This window comes from Metasolibacillus meyeri (assembly GCF_003049505.1).
Lineage (GTDB): Bacteria > Bacillota > Bacilli > Bacillales_A > Planococcaceae > Metasolibacillus > Metasolibacillus meyeri.
In genome coordinates this window covers 14490-30843 of the sequence record NZ_PYWN01000066.1, presented here as the reverse complement: position 1 = coordinate 30843, position 16354 = coordinate 14490, and the positions used below count along the sequence as shown (strand labels likewise).

Here is a 16354-nt window from a genome sequence, read left to right as displayed (position 1 = left end):
ATATCTTAGGGAAACCGCAGATAAATCATGAAAAAGCGCAGATATCTCGAGAAAGCCGCAGATAAACCATAAGAAACCGAAGATATTCAAGAAAACTATAAATTTCATGTAAATAGCGCTATTTTATGCAAAAATCTATAAAAATAGTGCTGTAATTTACCAAAATACGGTGTTTTGAAGAAAATATAGGCGATTTACAAACATTCACAATTTTTTATTTGAAGTGTAAGCTAACACTAATACCTCTATAGCATGCTTTCTTGAGTACACATACTCAATTCAAAATTTCATTTCTTCTATAATTCCTCGATTTTCTCCACAAATAAACGAATGGAAAGTTATGCTAGCTAAAAAGCGGAGCCACCTGTTTTGGTAGCTCCGCTTTTTCTTATTGTATTTTACGATATAGACCGACTACTTGACCTAAAATCGTCACATGATTCACTAAAATTGGATCCATTGAAGAGTTTTCAGGTTGTAAACGGACATGTGTTTTTTCTTTATAAAAGCGTTTTACAGTTGCTTCATTATCTTCTGTCATGGCAACAACAATGTCTCCATTGTTCGCTGTTGCTTTTTGTTTGACGATAACATAGTCCCCATCCAATATACCTGCTTCGATCATAGATTCGCCCATAATCTCAAGCATAAATATTTGATCCTCTGCAGAGCCATATGTGTTCGGCAGTGGGAAGTATTCTTCAATGTTTTCGATAGCTGAAATCGGAAGACCGGCTGTTACTTTTCCAATTAAGGGAACATGAATAACCCCTTGTTGCTCTACATCGTTATCGCTATCATCTAAAATTTCAATAGCGCGTGGTTTGGTTGGATCTCGTCGAATAAGTCCCTTACTTTCTAAGCGAGCTAAATGTCCATGTACAGTAGAACTAGATGCCAAACCGACCGCTTCTCCGATTTCACGAACTGACGGTGGATAACCTTTTGATCTAACCTCTTCTTTAATAAAAGCTAAAATTGCTTCTTGGCGTTTTGATACTTTTGTCAACTCATTCACCTCTTTTAATTTTATTAGTAAAATGCCCCATTTTTATAAGCGATAGAATGGAATTATATTTAGTCTTGTTCAACACATGTATAAAAGTTTGCTGAACTTAGGATAAAGCCTCTCACAAAAGATTCTTATTTTTCAGCTGATACAAAATACGGATGCAATCACATTGAGACATAATTGGTAGAACAAATTTTCTTATTTTTAAGTATAACAAAAGAGGAAATAAAATGCAAACGTTAGTTCGAAAATAATTGTTGACAAAAACGTTTGTTCGTCTTATTATGAGAACATACATTCCGAACGAACATTCTATTCCAGGGGGCGTTAAGTATGAATTGGTTGAAAAAAAATAGTTACATTGCAGTTTTTGTTACATTTACTGTGTTTGTTATTTCAGTATTAGTTATAACAGATGAAAATATTGAACAATATGAAGAAATCATCATTACTCATGGAGATACACTATGGTCTTTAGCTGATCAGTATCGAGGTAAAATGTCGACAGAACAATGGATTGGCTTTGTGAAAACAACAAATTATCTTCCTAATGAAAAATTAGTTAGCGGACAACAGTTGTTAGTTCCAGTCGAAAAACGCTCTATCGCGGCATATCAAATGAAAGAGGGTAGCCATTCGCGTGAAGTGGCTAACAGACACTAATGACTAGGCAAGCAGCGGTTATATATGCAAGGGTAAGCACTGAAAAATCAACTCAATATACATCTTTAACAAGGCAAAAAGAAGAACTAAAAGCATATGCTAACAATTTACACTTTAATGTAGTAGAAATATTTGAGGACCAACAGAGTGGCTTTGATGTGGAACGTGAAGGATTATTAGACATGCTAGACTATATCAAAGCAAATGATGTTAAAACTTTATTTGTACAAGATGAAACGCGATTAGGGCGTGGCAATGCACGCGTAGCTGTATTGCACCTTTTACAAAAACAGGGAGCATCTGTCATATCTTTGAATGATGCGGGTCCACTATCCTTAAATGAAATGGATACAATGCTTTTAGAAATTTTGGCGATAGTAGAGGAGTATCAACGCAAGCTTCATAATGCTAAAATAAGGCGAGGAATGCGACGAGCAGTAAATAATGGCTATCGACCAGAAAACAATTTAAAAAATCGAGGCAATGTGGAGGGACGCGAACGAATTGACGTGCCAATCGAAGAAATTTTAAAGCTTCGTGCGAAAGGTTTCACCTTCGAAGAAATCGCTTCGACATTAAGAGGTCTAGGATTTGATGTTAGTAAAGCAACCGTTCATCGTCGCTTTAAAGAATATCAGAAAGAAAATAGTATATAAGCCGTTTTTTCGAAATGTAAAGTACAAGATAAATCACTTGCGCTTTACGTTTTTTTCTCATACCTTTGTATTATGGAGTTTTAGAAAGGTGAGAAAAATATGCTATCAAAACAAAAATTAGCTCGAATTAATGCATTATCAAAAAAAGCGAAGGAAGGTACATTAACTGAGGCGGAAGCAAAGGAACGTACAGCACTTCGTAAAGAGTATTTAGACACATTCCGTACAACGATGCGTGATACGATTGAACATGTGAAAATTGTTGATCCTGAAGGCAATGATGTTACACCAGATAAAATAAAAAATATAAAAAAACAGAGGGATTTTCCAAACTAATTTTATACAATGTGACACATTTAGCATTTAGTATGATGAATTTCAAAGAAAACACCTACTAACCATTGTTTTCTTTAACATTCTTGACTACACTATAAAAGTAGACTATATAGCACGAGAAAGGATGTCAAAAATGACTCAAACTCCGGATCAACTTGCAATTAATGCAATCCGTACATTGTCAATTGATGCAATTGAAAAAGCAAATTCTGGCCACCCTGGCTTACCAATGGGGGCAGCTCCAATGGCTTATACGCTATGGACAAAGCATTTACGCCATAATCCACAAAATCCAAATTGGTATAACCGTGACCGCTTTGTGTTATCTGCTGGTCATGGCTCTATGCTACTTTATAGCTTATTACATTTAGGTGGTTATGATTTACCGATGGAAGAAATTAAAAACTTCCGTCAATGGGGTTCATTAACGCCAGGTCACCCAGAGTATGGTCATACTGCAGGCGTTGAAGCAACAACTGGTCCACTTGGACAAGGTATCGCTATGACTGTTGGTATGGCGATGGCTGAAGCACATCTTGCAGCTAAATATAATAAAGATGGACATACGGTTGTAGACCATTACACATATGCTTTATGTGGTGATGGCGATTTAATGGAAGGAGTAGCTGCTGAGGCAATTTCATTAGCAGGTCACTTACAATTAGAAAAATTAATCGTGCTTTACGATAGCAATGATATTTCATTAGATGGCGAATTAGGCATGTCATTTTCCGAAAACGTTCAAAAACGCTTTGAGTCATATGGCTGGAACTATTTACGCGTAGACGATGGAAACGATGTAACAGCATTGAGCACTAAAATCGAAGAGGCGAAGCAACTAAAAGGCAAGCCAACTTTAATCGAAGTAAAAACAGTAATCGGCTACGGTTCACCAAATAAATCTGGTAAATCAGATTCACACGGTGCACCGCTTGGTACAGACGAAACAGCATTAACAAAAACACATTATGGCTGGGAGCATGAGCCATTCAGCATTCCACAAGAAGTGTATGAAACATTTAAAGAAGCAGCTGAGCGCCAAGGTGTAGCAGCAGAACAAGCTTGGAATAAGCAATTTGAAGCTTACCGAGCTGAATACCCAGAGTTAGCGGCAGAGTTCGAAAATGCGATGGAAGGCGACTTACCAGCAGATTTTGCAGCTGAAGTACCTGTTTATGAAGCAGGCAAATCGGTAGCAACACGTTCATCTTCTGGTGATGTAATTAATGCATTAGCAAAGAAATTACCATCATTCTTTGGCGGCAGTGCTGACTTAGCAAGTTCAAATAAAACAACAATTAAAGGTGCGGGCGATTTTTCAGTAGAAAATTACGCAGGTCGCAATATTTGGTTCGGTGTACGTGAATTTGCAATGGGCGCAGCTTTAAATGGTATGGCTCTACATGGCGGTTTACACGTATTTGGTGCAACATTCTTCGTCTTCTCTGACTATGTTCGTCCAGCAGTGCGTTTATCTGCATTAATGGGTTTACCAGTAACATACGTATTCACACATGACTCAATTGCTGTTGGGGAAGATGGCCCAACACATGAACCAGTTGAACACTTAGCTTCATTGCGTGCAATGCCGAATTTAAACGTGATTCGACCTGCTGATGCGAATGAATCAGCAGAAGCTTGGAAACAAGCAATCTTATCACCAAGCACGCCAACAGCTTTAGTGTTATCACGTCAAAATTTACCAGTGTTAGACACGACAGCAGAATTAGCTGCTAATGGTGTAGCTCGTGGTGGTTATGTGATTTCAGCAGCAACAAAAGCAACAGCAGATGCAATTTTAATTGCTGCTGGTTCTGAAGTTGCCTTAGCAGTTGAGGCGCAAAAAGCATTACTTACTGAAGGAATTGATGTATCGGTTGTATCAATGCCATCAACATTTGCATTTGATCAACAAGATGCAGAATATAAAGAATCTGTATTACCGAAGGCTGTTACAAAGCGTTTAGCAATCGAAATGGGTACTACACAAAGTTGGTATAAATATGTTGGCTTAGATGGTGATGTATTAGGTATTGATACATTTGGCGCATCAGCACCGGGTGATTTAATAATCGAAAAATTTGGCTTTACTGTTGATAATGTAGTAAATAAAGTAAAAGCACTATAAGTTTTTCATAAAATATAAGGTTTCTCTAATGTCATGATTAGAGAAGCCTTATTTTATTTAGGATTTTGTGGTGGAAAAAGGCTTGAAAAGTACCCTTATGGATTGCGCCTTTGTCAGGCTTCCATATATTCATTGTTAAGGCTAGGACAAAAGTATTTTAGCCAGTCAAAAAGCCGAACTTTTAAGGAACATTTCATAATTGTTTCTTAAATAGTTCGGCTTTCTCTCTTTATTACAGGATATTTAGTAAAACATCATTCAACTTTTCGCAGATGCAATTTAGTTATGCCCAGTCTCATCGGCAATTCCTGAAAGCTATTGTATACCAGTTGCTCTGTTATCGTTAGGCTTAATGTCAAAGATAGTTTTATGTTCGACATTAGTTAATATAAGTTGAAGTTTGCGGCTGTTGTGTATTCAAGTCATTTAAGCTTTGCCAATAAACCTAATTGTTTTTATTATTGCGTTATTCCTTTGTCTGAACCCACCAAAGGTTTTTGAATGGATCAACAAAACCAGCCATATTCCCAGTTTTCTTCGATGGTTCCATTAGAGAGATTGCCCCTGCTGCAATTGCATTTTTGTAAGTTGTAGTTACATTTTCAACATGAATGTACATTTGAATAGGAACAAGTCCATCCATATTTAACTCCCCACATACTTCGGGGCCACAACGTCCATCTGCAGATGTATCGGCAAAGTAAATAATGCTGTTTTCTATTTTCATTTCTGCATGAGTTATGTTCTCTGTGCCTTCTAACTTATCAATTTTTATTACTTCTGCTTGAAAAACCTGCTTAGTAAATTCAATAAATTGTCGCCCATTTAGTACCATAAAATAGGGTATGATTGTTTGATTTTGCATAGTTATTCGCCCCTTTAAATTGTTTTTTCTGTAAGGATATTTTCGATTTTACCTTACAATTTTATAGTACAACATTAGTGCAAATGATAAGGTTTTGTTATTATGAATATAGTCAATTCAGATTTTTTATAAAAAAAGCTGTCTACTACTTTAAGTATGATTTATAAGGAGAGTGTAATGAACGGTATTGAGATAGCAAAGAAATTGAATGTAAGCACAAGTGCATTAAGGCATTATGAAGCATGGGGACTTGTTCCAAAAGTTGAGAGAGCAAAAAATGGATACCGTATCTATACAAAGGAGCATGAGGCATATTTTCGATGTATACGTGCATTGAATGCTGGATTTGGGATGGATTTAGCTAAAAAGGTTATGCCACTCATTATAAATCAGAAAATACACGATGCCTTATGGCTAATTAACAAAGCACAAGTTGATTTATATATCGAAAAGGAAACTGTACAAAAAACAGTGAAAATACTTGATTCTCAAGACTTTACCGAGTTTTCTGATGTGAAAAAGTACCATGATAAAGATTATTTCACAATTGGAGAAGTAGCAAAAGAAGCGAATGTCTCTACTTCATCAATTCGACATTGGGAAAAGGAAGGGTTAATTAAACCTGAACGTCACAAAGAGAGTGGATTTCGTATTTATAGCCCAATTGATATTAGAAGAGTGTTTATTATTCGGACGATTCAAAGGGTCGTTTACTCTTTGGATATTGTTCGTCAGGTATTAGCGGATATTGATAAAAATAATATTATTCGTACTAAGGAGATGGCTATTCAATCTCTCCAATACATTGATGATGCACTTGTTCAGCAAATTCAAGGTATCGCTTCTTTACAAAATCTTTTGGAGATTGTATCAAATAAGGAACAACAAGAGCTATAATCCATCAATAAATTTAAAAGTAGAAGGTTTCTTTCATCCAAGTATCTCGTTGTAGTGTAAGTTAAAATAAGGAATATTTTTCTAGAGTGTCATGAGATGTTTCATCCTATTCTTTGTTCGTTAGACCAGTTTAACTTTCTTATAATGCACCCAATATTTCGCTGAACTATATACCAAGTTTTTTATGAGTAAAAGTCATGTATTTAACGTTAATAAAGTTCTAATTAATTATACGAGGTGATTTTATGTGGATGACAAACGACAAGCGACAATTTTTTAAGCTACAGCCGATTCAGGAATCGTGGGATTTAGTGAAATTAACTGATGAATGTACAATTTATTTTGATGGTGACACCATTGTAAAGCGCATTGATCAAACTGAAAGCTCCTATTTGGAAAAGGATATTTCGATTGCTACGCGTGCTAGACAATATATTTTACCGAAAACGGCTCGTGGTAAAGAAAAAAAGCTAACATATCCTAGTTTATATAGCCGTTATGATGGAACGCTGCTATTTAAATACGGTGTATACAATAATAAAGGTTATATCGATTTAGAGCATGTTGAAACGAAAAGATCGTTACCAATTCCTGGTTTTGATGCAGGGAATTTAGCACAAGTTGAAGAACATTTAACACAATTCATGACATCTCCACCACATACTTATCAAAACAAGCTAGAACAGCTCTTTACAAAGCTGAAGCGACATAAAATAAAAGTAGGGGATGTTTTTAAAGTTGAGCGCTCGATGACGACACATGGTTATGTTGTTGTTATTGGCGATGTGACGAAAATGAGAAAAGAGGGCATGTTTGCGAAAGAAAGTATTTGGCACGATTTGATGACTGTTCCTCTCTTTGTACGCGTTTATCATATAGAAACAGATAAGGACTTAGCGCTAGAAGAAATAGCAAATTTACCGTTTTATGAAGGTTGCCAAATTGTGATGGATGATCAATTTATGCGAGGGCAATATGCATTTGTCGGAAACAAGCAATTAACAGAAGAGGATATAGAATTGCCATTTGGATTTGGCCCGTCTCTCTCTTTTGAAGATAATTCCTCACGAATTAGCTGGGGGTTAGCAACAGTTTCAAAAGGAGGTAGCCCTGAGCGGTATGGTGCTCCGATACAATACAATTTAAATCATGGCGTAAGCTATGGTGTAACATTTAATCATATTCCTTTTAATCAGGAAAATTATGAGGCAGCATTTGAGTTTTTTAGTATGGAAAGACTTGATTTTGATACGTTTAATGAGCGCTGTAACGGTTTAACGAAGGCGCAATATTTAGATTATGTCCAGCCTAAAAAGTAAAGTGAAACTCATCAAGATGCCAATTTAAATAGTCATGGCGCTATGTACAATATAGCACCATGACTTATTATTTCGCTAAACCATTTTGAAATGCGTAAACGACGGCTTGTGTTCGGTCTTGCACATCTAATTTGCTTAAAATATTACTAACATGGGTTTTCACCGTTTTTAATGCAATAAATAATTCGTCTGCAATTTCTTGGTTTGCTTTGCCTTGTGCCATTAAAAGTAACACTTCCATTTCGCGCTCTGTTAAGCTTTCATACAATGGAGCCGTCGTGCCACCGCGCATGCGAGAAATCATTTTTGTTGTCACTTCAGGCTCTAAAACTGTTTCACCATTAAATGTTTTGCGGATGGCATCTGCGATTTGTTTGGCGTTAGATGTTTTTAAAATATAGCTGACTGCACCTGCTTCTAGTGCTGGATATACTTTATCATCATCTAAAAAGCTTGTGACCATCATCACTTTTGCGGATGGCCATTCCTTTAAAATTTTTTCAGTTGCCTCTGCTCCAGTCATAATAGGCATGACATTATCCATCAAAATTAAATCAGGGCGCAAAGCCAGTGCTTTTTCAATTGCCTCTACACCATTTTCTGCTTCACCAATCACTTCAATATCAGGCTGTGCAGAAAGATAGGCGGCTACGCCGATGCGCACCATTTCATGATCATCTACAAGCAGTACTTTAATCAAGTTGTTCACCTTTCTTTCTAGGAACTTTTACTTCAACAATTGTTCCTTCATTTGGGACAGAGACAATTTTATAAAGACAGCCAATTTCAACAGCACGCTCGGCAATATTCTTTAAGCCATATGAGGTGCTTTTATCTGACTGATTTTCAAAGCCTCTACCGTTATCTTGAATGCGCAAAATGGCAAAATCATCTCGAGCAATGAGAAGTAACTCGACAACAGTGGCTTTCGCATGGCGTAATGTATTGGAAAGTGCCTCTTGTGCAATACGGAAAAGGTGGTCTTCTTCTGCTTTTGTTAGGTCGATTTCCTCTAATTGATACTCAATATGAAAGTAAACCTTTTGCTGCAACTCTTGAATTAAATCATTTAATCCCTCTGCTAATGTTTTATTGCGTAGTGCAACAGGACGTAAATGTAAAAGCAGTGCGCGCATTTCAAGCTGTGTTTGCTGAACGATTTTTTCGACTTGCTCAAGCTGTCGCTTCGATTGCGGATTGTCCTCTTGTTCTGTTAACGCAGAGAGCAGCATGGACGCCGCAAAAAGCTGTTGTGATACAGAGTCATGTAATTCGCGAGCTAAACGCTGACGTTCTTCTATTAATCTTTCTTGGACAATTTTGTCATTTGTTTCTGCTTTTTCATTTGATAAACGTTGTAGCGCAGCTCGTTGTGATTCGATTAAAGCACCTGCCTCATTGATTGCTTTTTTCATTGAGCGGGAGACGCCGCGCTTTTTCAACGGTTTAAATTCTGGGTCAACCAATTTATTAATAGTGCGAGTTGTGGAGATTTCACGCGTTTTTGTTAAAGCGGACATCCATAGACTAATGAAGAAGGCCATTGTAAAAATTGCGCTGACAATAGTGAAAACAAGCGGTAGATCACCAAGTTTTTCATCGATAAAAAACCGCCAAACTTCCTCGGATGGCTCACCTAAAATAAAGATAAAAAAGCTAAAGCTCATTGATGCTAAAAGGGTGAAAAGTACAAGAATGCGAAAAATAAAGCCAATCATGCGCGCGTCACCTCCACATCACCAAGCCATGTTGAAACATTAATAACCAATAGTCGCTTATCATTAGGTTGCCCGTCTTCAAATTTTAAGCTTTCATTTATTAAGCGTTTAGGAAGTTCATGTAGACAGTTAGCCTCTCCGTATAATGTCGTATAGTGTAAGCGGATGGATACTTCATAAGGTACGATAATATGCACTTTACCAATTGCTTGTTGAATGGTAATAATTGATTTGCCTTCTGGTAGTATCGTTTGCGTTGTATCAACAACGACATCTCCGACAAAACGCTTTAATAAGACATCTTCCCATTTATATGGTTCTAAAGCTGTAGGTGTAGTGCCGATTAATTGATTTTTCGTTGTTGAGGAAGTCCATCCTTGATTGGTCACTTCAATCGTTACTTCCTCTTTTGTTATCTGTTTATAAATCAAATAGCCAATGAGAACAATGAAATATAGTCGTAAACTCCATAAAGTGAAAAGGGCGATGAGAATAAATAGAGCACCCATCCATAATAGAAATTTACGTTGTTTGTTCATGCCGTAATAAAGAGAAACACCACCAATGAATAAGATAAAAACATTTCCATTATGAAATAGTGAGAGCTCTATCAGCATGATAAGTACTAGACCTAGCAAGAAAAAAGTAAATTGATCGGTAGTGAGCCGTTTCATATAGGTAGCCTCCTTTCAAAGTTTTACCTTGATTCAACGTATGTGCATACATCAGCTGAATCAAGATAAAAGGGAGAGGATATGTACCCTCTCCATTTATGGCTATTCTACTATAGCATGATTTTGTGGTTCTTCGTTAGTTGTAATTAATTTTTGTTCTTTTTCAAGCTTAGCCAGTCGTGATTCAAATGTTGTCACTTCATATTTATGGTCAATTTTTGTGGCAATATCATCGAAATAGCTTGATAATTCTTCGAAATTGCTTGTATCCTGATTATGCAAAACTTTATCCATTTGGTGATGTGCATGTACTACATTTTCCTTGCCCATTAATTGTAATTGGCGCACTTTCATATCTTTAATTTTATGTTTCATCGTTTCAAATTTGCGTTCTAATTCAAAGTATTCTGCCGCGCATACATCGATGCTAGAAAGCAAGCCAACTTTGCGTGTTGTATATGCCTCTACCTCACCTTGTGCAAAGACGATTAAATCGTTTTCATCACTAACTGATGCAAGTTTTAATTGATGTTCGCGTTTTGCTAGCATTGCTTCTGTTTCTTTTAATTGTGCTTCAAGCTCTCTTTTTAATTGACCTTGACGCGTTAGTAATTTGCCTGTTTGTTCCGTTTGTTGCTCTGCTTGACGAATGTACTGATTTAAAAGGGAGATTGGATTTTTGCTCTCCTTTTTATCAAAGAAATCATGTAAGTCTGCCTGTAATTGATATTTAAAACGTGTGAATAAGTTTGTCATATTGGTTCTCTCCTCTTATTTAGATAATTTTGCCCATTCTTTTTCGAAATTAGTGAATGGGTCATCGCTTACTGTTGCTTCAACAATATTTGATTCTTTTTTCCAGTTTTTTGCGATGTAGTATAAAGCAACAATCGCAATTAAACCGATAAATGCTGGGATATTTGACGCGGCAGTAAGGAAACCGATTAATGCAACTGTCCCACTCATAATTTTGCCGAACACCGATGTCGATTTTGTGTAGTAGTGTAAACCTGCTGCGACAAGTAAACCTGAGAATAGTAAACCAATCATCGGTCCAAGTAATGATAGAGCAATGATAAAGGCGATGGCGCCTCCGATAAAGTAAAGAAATTTTTTCATTTTGTTGTCCTCCTTTTGTTGATACCTTTATGTTAAAGGAAATTCACATTTTGGATAACGACCTGTAAATGTATCTTTGTCTAGGTCTCGAGGCTGAGGAGGAGTAGGACTGGTTTTAGTGAAGAAAGTTTGAATCCGTTTTATGACGTTAGTGCTCTAAAATAACAACGGCTAAGGAGCAATGCAGCAAAGTGACCATTACACACTTGTTATCCATTGAATTAAGATAAATAACAATAGAAAGCATAATTAAAGTAGTGTATAATGCTTTGTGGAGAGTTTTCTCATGAGATAGGTAATGGAGGAGGTTGGTTTAACGATGACATGGGCATGGATTCTTGGAATTATTGTTGCTTTAGTTGCTGGGGTGGCATTAGGCTTCTTCCTTGCGCGTCAATATATGATGAAGTACTTGAAAGAAAATCCACCGATAAATGAACAAATGATTCGTGTTATGATGGCTCAAATGGGACGTACACCGTCTGAAAAGCAAGTTCGCCAAATGATGGCACAGATGAATAAAGTACAAGGTAAATAATAGGAAGAGGGATGTCACGAGTGAAATTCGGGCATCTTTTTTTATTGTGGAAGAGAAACTTTGAAAAAGTGCAGCTAACAATATAATTGTTTGTTATAATTTGAGGGATCATACAAATAAAAGGAGGGATAAAATGATTGCTTTACCGCGTGAACACTCAATGAAAGAATATTTATTAGTAGCTGCCCTTCGTAGAGGCTTTCCAGAGTTTAAAGACGAGCTCATACGATTACAGCAGGGCATAGCTGGGGAACGCTATGTTGATCGCAGTTGGCACGATATGCAACTAAAGGAACGTTATTTTTTACTCCACAATTTCCAAACTTCTTCCCATCAAATAGATACAATCTTTCTTTGCGAGAAATTTCTTCTAATTGTAGAGATAAAAAATATTGCGGGACGTATCGATTTTAAGGAAACATGCCATCAATTTACACGTACACTTGAGGATGGCAGTACGCAAGGCTTTCGAAATCCACTCGACCAAGTGCGTCGCCACCAAAGAATGCTTCAGCAACTTATTCCCACACTTCCTGTTATGTATGTAATCGTCCTTGCCCATCCGAAAACAATTATTGGTCATCTACCTCAAAACGAACCCATTATTCATAGTAGCGGATTGGAGTTTTACATAAGGAAACTTCTTTCAACATACAAGCCGCAATGCACCCCAGAGGAACTTCATAATCTTCTAGATAAATTAATTCAAATGCAAGTGAGAAACAAGCCACAATTGAATATTGATAAATCAAAGGTGAGAAAAGGTGTGCTATGTCAGCGATGCAATTTTCAAGTACAAATGAAGTTTTATCATGGCGATTTCATCTGTCCAAAATGCTCTTTGAAAGATGATGGTAAGCTACTATATGAAGCATTAAATGACTATCACTTGTTGTTAGGCGAGTGGATTACCAATAAGAAGTTGAGAGAATTTCTAGGAATAACTTCACTCTATGCAGCAAGGCATTTACTGAAAAAATTAGATTTTTCTTTTGAAGGCGAGAACAAAGGAAGAAAATACTTGATTAAAATTAAAGAGGATAGGTGAGAAAAGCGCAGATACCGTGGGAAAAGCGCAAATAAATCAAGAAAAGCGCAGATATTGCGGGGAAAGCGCAAATAAATCAAGAAAAGCGCAGATATTGCGGGGAAACCGCAGATAAATTGAGAGAAAGCGCAGATATCGCGAGAAAAGCGCAGATAAATCGAGAGAATTCGCAGATATCTCAAGAAATTCGCAGATAAACCAAGAGAAAGCGCAGATATCGCGAGGAATTCGCAGATAAACCAAGAGAAAGCGCAGATATCGCGAGGAAAGCGCAGATAAATCAAGAGAAAGCGCAGATATCGCGAGGAAATCGCAAATAAATCAAGAAAAGCGCAGATATCCTGGGGGAAACCGCAGATAAATCATAAGAAAGCGCAGATAACCCAAAAAAAACCGCAAATACCTCAAGAAAAACATATCTCCCATCAAAAAACACAAATAATTCTCTAAATTCTATTCACAATTTGGTAAAATAATTGTGTACACATAGAAGGGGGAATTGGGATGACGAATGAAGTGGTGATTGTAAGTGCCGTGCGTACTGCGATAGGGGCTTTTCAGGGGACGTTAAAGGATGTACAAGCACAGCAATTAGGCAGTATTGTTATAAAGGAAGCAATCAAAAGAGCGAATATTGAGCCAGAATCTGTGGATGAGGTTATAATGGGTAACGTACTGGCAGCGGGATTAGGGCAAAATCCAGCGCGTCAAGCGGCATTAAAAGCTGGATTGCCTTATGTGGTGCCTGCGATGACGATTAATAAGGTGTGTGGCTCGGGATTGAAGGCTGTGCATTTAGCGGCGCAGGCCATTGCGCTTGGTGATGCGGAAATCGTTGTTGCGGGTGGCTTTGAAAATATGAGTCAAGCGCCATATGTGTTGAAAAATGCCCGTGAAGGCTTCCGCATGGGAGATCAAAAGGTTGTTGATACGATGATTCATGATGGGTTATGGTGTGCACAAAATGATTATCATATGGGAATTACAGCGGAAAACCTATGTGATAAATATGAAATCACACGTGAAGAGCAAGATGCCTTCGCCGCGCGCTCTCAAGCAAGAGCAGCACAGGCAATAACAGATGGCAAATTTGCAGATGAGATTGTACCTGTGGAAATTCCACAGCGCAAAGGAGAGCCAATTGTTTTCGCACATGATGAATATGTCAAGGCAAACACGACAGCGGAAAAGCTGGCAGCATTGCGCCCAGCATTTAAAAAGGATGGTTCCGTGACGGCAGGAAATGCCTCGGGTATTAATGATGGTGCAGCAGCACTTGTATTAATGACGAAGGAGCGTGCATTAGAATTAGGGTTGACGCCAATGGCAACAATCGTTTCCAATGCAAGTGTAGGCGTTGATCCACAAATAATGGGTGCCGGTCCGATTAAAGCGGTGCAAAAGGCTTTAGCGAAAGCTAATAAATCATTGCAGGACATCGATTTAATTGAAGCGAATGAGGCATTTGCGGCACAGGCTATTGCAGTTGACCGAGAGCTACAATTTGATCAGGATAAGCTGAATGTAAATGGTGGTGCCATTGCATTAGGGCATCCAATAGGTGCTAGTGGAGCGCGTATTTTAGTAACATTATTATATGAAATGCAAAAACGAGAGGCGACACTTGGTCTTGCTACATTATGTATTGGTGGCGGACAGGGAGTTGCAACGATAATCCAACGGTAGGTGAATGAAATGGCTAAAAAGAAAGTAGGCCAAAAGCAATCGGCACAGCCGAAACTTGCACAAGAAAAAGCGCCAACATTGCAAGATCAGCTTGGCGGTGATGTGCTAGCAAAACTAAAGGCAACAAAGCAGGCACTTGTTGATAAAGAGCAGGCTGCTGAAGAGGAACGACTAGCAAAGCTTGCATTTGAGCGTAAGCAACGCGAGAAAAATATGAGCTTTGAAGAATTACTAGAGCAGTACGGTGATAAAGGTTCAAAATTTTAAAGAGAGGGGATGTTAGAAAAGCTTTTCTGACATCCCTTTAATTTGTTTTAAAGTGACTTTTTTAATATGCACAATTATAGCAGCTATTAAAATAAAAAATAATGCACCAAAGCTATCAAGCAAAACATCTGAAAAAACACCTGTGCGACCAGGGGAAAAAGCTTGTCTTAGCTCATCGAGCGAAGCGACTAAAAACACTGTAGCAACCGCAAGTAGTGCAGGAAAGCGCCATGCTAGCTTACGATAAAATAAATAGAGAATGACGCCAACAATGCCAAAGCCAATAAAGTGAGTAGCCTTTCGAATTAAAAATTCAACAAAATAAAAATAGCCTCGTGATTCCACGGAAATAATTGTTCCCCAATAAGGAATTTTAAATAAGCTTAATGTTTCTTCAAAAGGCTGATCTGCTAATAAAACCCGCAGCTCTGGGACAATCGTTTGCTGCTGATAGCTCATGTTGGAAGAAAACGCAACGATTAAGAGGGCAGCAATAATGAGAAAAATATATTTTTTCATCGGTGCTCCGTGTAAATATCCTTCTTCAATTGCTCCTCAAGCTTATCGAGGGATGATAAATCTTTGATTGCATAATAAGCCTCGATATTTTCCAGTAATTGTTGTTGTGTGCTTGCACCGATTACAGTAGAAGCGATTGTCTTATGTTGTAAGTTGAAAGCTAATGCTAAACTATGTAATGAGTCGTATTGTTCCTCAAGGTTGGCTAATAATGTTTGCAGCTCTTCCTGTGAATAGCTCATATAGTTTTGCAAGCGAGTACGCCATTGTTTCGTTAATAAACCTTTGGCAATCGAGCCACGTGTTACGACGGAAACACCGTTTGTTGAAAGCGTTGAAAACCATTCATCTGCGCGGCGATCAAGCAAGTTATATTGCATCATATTGCTGAGTGCTTGTCCTTTTTCGGCAAATGGTGCAAAGACATTTGGGCGAATTGAAGAGATTCCGTAGGCACGGATAAGACCTTCTTGTTTTAATTGTTCGAATGTGTCAATAACTTCCTCAAAATTATCCTCTATTGTTCCCCCATGTAGCTGGTATAAATCAATATAATCCGTTTGCAGCCGTTGTAAGCTATCTTTTACAGCCTTTTTTATATAGCTAGGTGAAGCATCCCATGACCAGCCCTCTTGTCCTTTTTCAAAACGATTGCCGACTTTCGTCGCAAGAACTAGCTGATGACGATAAGGCTTTAAAATTTCACCAACAATTTGCTCATTTTCCCCGTGGTTATATAAATCTGCTGTATCAAAATAATTGATGCCTGCATCTAATGCCGCTTCTATAATAGGCTTCGCTTCATATACATTTGTTGGCAATGACATGCAGCCGAGGCTAAGCTCAGAAATTTCAATATTGCTTGTGCCTAAAGTTCTTTTTTTCATAAATTACACACCTTTCTCTCTA

At 37.7% G+C, this 16354-nt stretch carries 19 protein-coding genes; 10 read left to right on the top strand and 9 right to left on the bottom strand.

Annotation, left to right across the window (positions count from 1 at the left end; translation table 11 throughout):
- Positions 1-388: 388 nt before the first annotated feature.
- Positions 389-1009 (bottom strand): transcriptional repressor LexA, encoded by a 621-nt coding sequence (lexA, locus tag C9J34_RS10790; RefSeq protein WP_107839879.1) that lies wholly within the window; start codon positions 1007-1009, stop codon positions 389-391.
- A 336-nt stretch (positions 1010-1345) separates the two neighbouring features.
- Here lexA and yneA point away from each other — a divergent pair, with 336 nt between their 5' ends.
- The 4 genes from yneA (at position 1346) to tkt (ending at position 4795) form a co-directional block, all read left to right on the top strand.
- Positions 1346-1675, top strand: coding sequence for a cell division suppressor protein YneA (gene yneA, locus C9J34_RS10785; protein ID WP_193768966.1), 330 nt, complete (start codon positions 1346-1348; stop codon positions 1673-1675).
- Positions 1675-2331 carry a YneB family resolvase-like protein gene (locus C9J34_RS10780; RefSeq protein WP_107839878.1) on the top strand — a complete coding sequence of 219 codons (657 nt, stop codon included), beginning with the start codon at positions 1675-1677 and terminating at the stop codon, positions 2329-2331. The genes yneA and C9J34_RS10780 overlap by 1 nt, the downstream gene beginning before the upstream one ends.
- A gap of 99 nt (positions 2332-2430) precedes the next feature.
- Positions 2431-2667 (top strand): DUF896 domain-containing protein, encoded by a 237-nt coding sequence (locus tag C9J34_RS10775; protein WP_107839877.1) that lies wholly within the window; start codon positions 2431-2433, stop codon positions 2665-2667.
- A gap of 133 nt (positions 2668-2800) precedes the next feature.
- Entirely contained in the window at positions 2801-4795 is a 1995-nt protein-coding gene (gene tkt, locus C9J34_RS10770; RefSeq protein ID WP_107839876.1) for a transketolase, read from the top strand.
- A 466-nt stretch (positions 4796-5261) separates the two neighbouring features.
- Here the strand turns inward: tkt and C9J34_RS10765 are convergent, their stop codons facing one another.
- Entirely contained in the window at positions 5262-5660 is a 399-nt protein-coding gene (locus C9J34_RS10765) for a VOC family protein (protein WP_107839875.1), read from the bottom strand.
- A gap of 177 nt (positions 5661-5837) precedes the next feature.
- Between C9J34_RS10765 and C9J34_RS10760 the strand changes: the two genes are divergently transcribed.
- Positions 5838-6557 carry a MerR family transcriptional regulator gene (locus C9J34_RS10760; protein WP_107839874.1) on the top strand — a complete coding sequence of 240 codons (720 nt, stop codon included), beginning with the start codon at positions 5838-5840 and terminating at the stop codon, positions 6555-6557.
- Between the two features lie 251 nt (positions 6558-6808).
- Positions 6809-7876 carry an immunity 26/phosphotriesterase HocA family protein gene (locus C9J34_RS10755; protein ID WP_193768965.1) on the top strand — a complete coding sequence of 356 codons (1068 nt, stop codon included), beginning with the start codon at positions 6809-6811 and terminating at the stop codon, positions 7874-7876.
- 67 nt (positions 7877-7943) lie between these two features.
- Here C9J34_RS10755 and C9J34_RS10750 read toward each other — a convergent pair whose 3' ends face one another.
- From C9J34_RS10750 to C9J34_RS10730, 5 genes are all read right to left on the bottom strand, one after another.
- Positions 7944-8576, bottom strand: a complete 633-nt coding sequence (locus C9J34_RS10750) for a response regulator transcription factor (RefSeq protein ID WP_107839872.1) — start codon at positions 8574-8576, stop codon at positions 7944-7946.
- Positions 8569-9594 carry a sensor histidine kinase gene (locus C9J34_RS10745; protein ID WP_107839871.1) on the bottom strand — a complete coding sequence of 342 codons (1026 nt, stop codon included), beginning with the start codon at positions 9592-9594 and terminating at the stop codon, positions 8569-8571. The genes C9J34_RS10750 and C9J34_RS10745 overlap by 8 nt, the downstream gene beginning before the upstream one ends.
- Positions 9591-10268: a cell wall-active antibiotics response protein LiaF gene (gene liaF, locus C9J34_RS10740; protein WP_238600624.1), complete on the bottom strand. Its 678-nt coding sequence runs from the start codon at positions 10266-10268 to the stop codon at positions 9591-9593. The genes C9J34_RS10745 and liaF overlap by 4 nt, the downstream gene beginning before the upstream one ends.
- A 102-nt stretch (positions 10269-10370) precedes the next feature.
- Positions 10371-11024 carry a PspA/IM30 family protein gene (locus C9J34_RS10735; RefSeq protein ID WP_107839870.1) on the bottom strand — a complete coding sequence of 218 codons (654 nt, stop codon included), beginning with the start codon at positions 11022-11024 and terminating at the stop codon, positions 10371-10373.
- Positions 11025-11039: 15 nt separating this feature from the next.
- Positions 11040-11387: a lmo0954 family membrane protein gene (locus C9J34_RS10730; protein WP_107839869.1), complete on the bottom strand. Its 348-nt coding sequence runs from the start codon at positions 11385-11387 to the stop codon at positions 11040-11042.
- Between the two features lie 319 nt (positions 11388-11706).
- Here C9J34_RS10730 and C9J34_RS10725 point away from each other — a divergent pair, with 319 nt between their 5' ends.
- The 4 genes from C9J34_RS10725 to C9J34_RS10710 all read left to right on the top strand — a co-directional run bounded on the left by C9J34_RS10725 (position 11707) and on the right by C9J34_RS10710 (position 14926).
- Complete coding sequence (locus C9J34_RS10725) at positions 11707-11925, top strand: YneF family protein (RefSeq protein ID WP_107839868.1); 219 nt, start codon at positions 11707-11709, stop codon at positions 11923-11925.
- A gap of 133 nt (positions 11926-12058) precedes the next feature.
- Positions 12059-12973 (top strand): nuclease-related domain-containing protein, encoded by a 915-nt coding sequence (locus tag C9J34_RS10720; RefSeq protein WP_107839867.1) that lies wholly within the window; start codon positions 12059-12061, stop codon positions 12971-12973.
- Between the two features lie 504 nt (positions 12974-13477).
- On the top strand, positions 13478-14659 hold the full coding sequence (locus C9J34_RS10715; protein WP_107839866.1) for an acetyl-CoA C-acetyltransferase: 1182 nt from the start codon (positions 13478-13480) through the stop codon (positions 14657-14659).
- Between the two features lie 9 nt (positions 14660-14668).
- Entirely contained in the window at positions 14669-14926 is a 258-nt protein-coding gene (locus C9J34_RS10710; protein WP_107839865.1) for a YqkE family protein, read from the top strand.
- Between the two features lie 12 nt (positions 14927-14938).
- Here C9J34_RS10710 and C9J34_RS10705 read toward each other — a convergent pair whose 3' ends face one another.
- The gene (locus C9J34_RS10705; protein ID WP_107839864.1) at positions 14939-15445 is read right to left on the bottom strand and encodes a VanZ family protein; all 507 of its coding nucleotides are present in this window, start codon (positions 15443-15445) and stop codon (positions 14939-14941) included.
- Entirely contained in the window at positions 15442-16332 is an 891-nt protein-coding gene (locus tag C9J34_RS10700) for an aldo/keto reductase (RefSeq protein WP_107839863.1), read from the bottom strand. Before C9J34_RS10700 ends, C9J34_RS10705 begins: the two co-directional genes overlap by 4 nt.
- Positions 16333-16354 lie beyond the last annotated feature (22 nt).

Excerpts from the sequence above, each read along its gene's own strand:
- yneA (WP_193768966.1), top strand. The coding sequence starts at position 1,346 with ATGAATTGGTTGAAAAAAAATAGTTACATTGCAGTTTTTGTTACATTT.
- C9J34_RS10780 (WP_107839878.1), top strand. The coding sequence starts at position 1,675 with ATGACTAGGCAAGCAGCGGTTATATATGCAAGGGTAAGCACTGAAAAA.
- C9J34_RS10775 (WP_107839877.1), top strand. The coding sequence starts at position 2,431 with ATGCTATCAAAACAAAAATTAGCTCGAATTAATGCATTATCAAAAAAA.
- tkt (WP_107839876.1), top strand. The coding sequence starts at position 2,801 with ATGACTCAAACTCCGGATCAACTTGCAATTAATGCAATCCGTACATTG.
- C9J34_RS10765 (WP_107839875.1), bottom strand. The coding sequence starts at position 5,660 with ATGCAAAATCAAACAATCATACCCTATTTTATGGTACTAAATGGGCGA.
- C9J34_RS10760 (WP_107839874.1), top strand. The coding sequence starts at position 5,838 with ATGAACGGTATTGAGATAGCAAAGAAATTGAATGTAAGCACAAGTGCA.
- C9J34_RS10755 (WP_193768965.1), top strand. The coding sequence starts at position 6,809 with ATGACAAACGACAAGCGACAATTTTTTAAGCTACAGCCGATTCAGGAA.
- C9J34_RS10745 (WP_107839871.1), bottom strand. The coding sequence starts at position 9,594 with ATGATTGGCTTTATTTTTCGCATTCTTGTACTTTTCACCCTTTTAGCA.
- liaF (WP_238600624.1), bottom strand. The coding sequence starts at position 10,268 with ATGAAACGGCTCACTACCGATCAATTTACTTTTTTCTTGCTAGGTCTA.
- C9J34_RS10735 (WP_107839870.1), bottom strand. The coding sequence starts at position 11,024 with ATGACAAACTTATTCACACGTTTTAAATATCAATTACAGGCAGACTTA.
- C9J34_RS10730 (WP_107839869.1), bottom strand. The coding sequence starts at position 11,387 with ATGAAAAAATTTCTTTACTTTATCGGAGGCGCCATCGCCTTTATCATT.
- C9J34_RS10725 (WP_107839868.1), top strand. The coding sequence starts at position 11,707 with ATGACATGGGCATGGATTCTTGGAATTATTGTTGCTTTAGTTGCTGGG.
- C9J34_RS10720 (WP_107839867.1), top strand. The coding sequence starts at position 12,059 with ATGATTGCTTTACCGCGTGAACACTCAATGAAAGAATATTTATTAGTA.
- C9J34_RS10715 (WP_107839866.1), top strand. The coding sequence starts at position 13,478 with ATGACGAATGAAGTGGTGATTGTAAGTGCCGTGCGTACTGCGATAGGG.
- C9J34_RS10710 (WP_107839865.1), top strand. The coding sequence starts at position 14,669 with ATGGCTAAAAAGAAAGTAGGCCAAAAGCAATCGGCACAGCCGAAACTT.
- C9J34_RS10705 (WP_107839864.1), bottom strand. The coding sequence starts at position 15,445 with ATGAAAAAATATATTTTTCTCATTATTGCTGCCCTCTTAATCGTTGCG.
- C9J34_RS10700 (WP_107839863.1), bottom strand. The coding sequence starts at position 16,332 with ATGAAAAAAAGAACTTTAGGCACAAGCAATATTGAAATTTCTGAGCTT.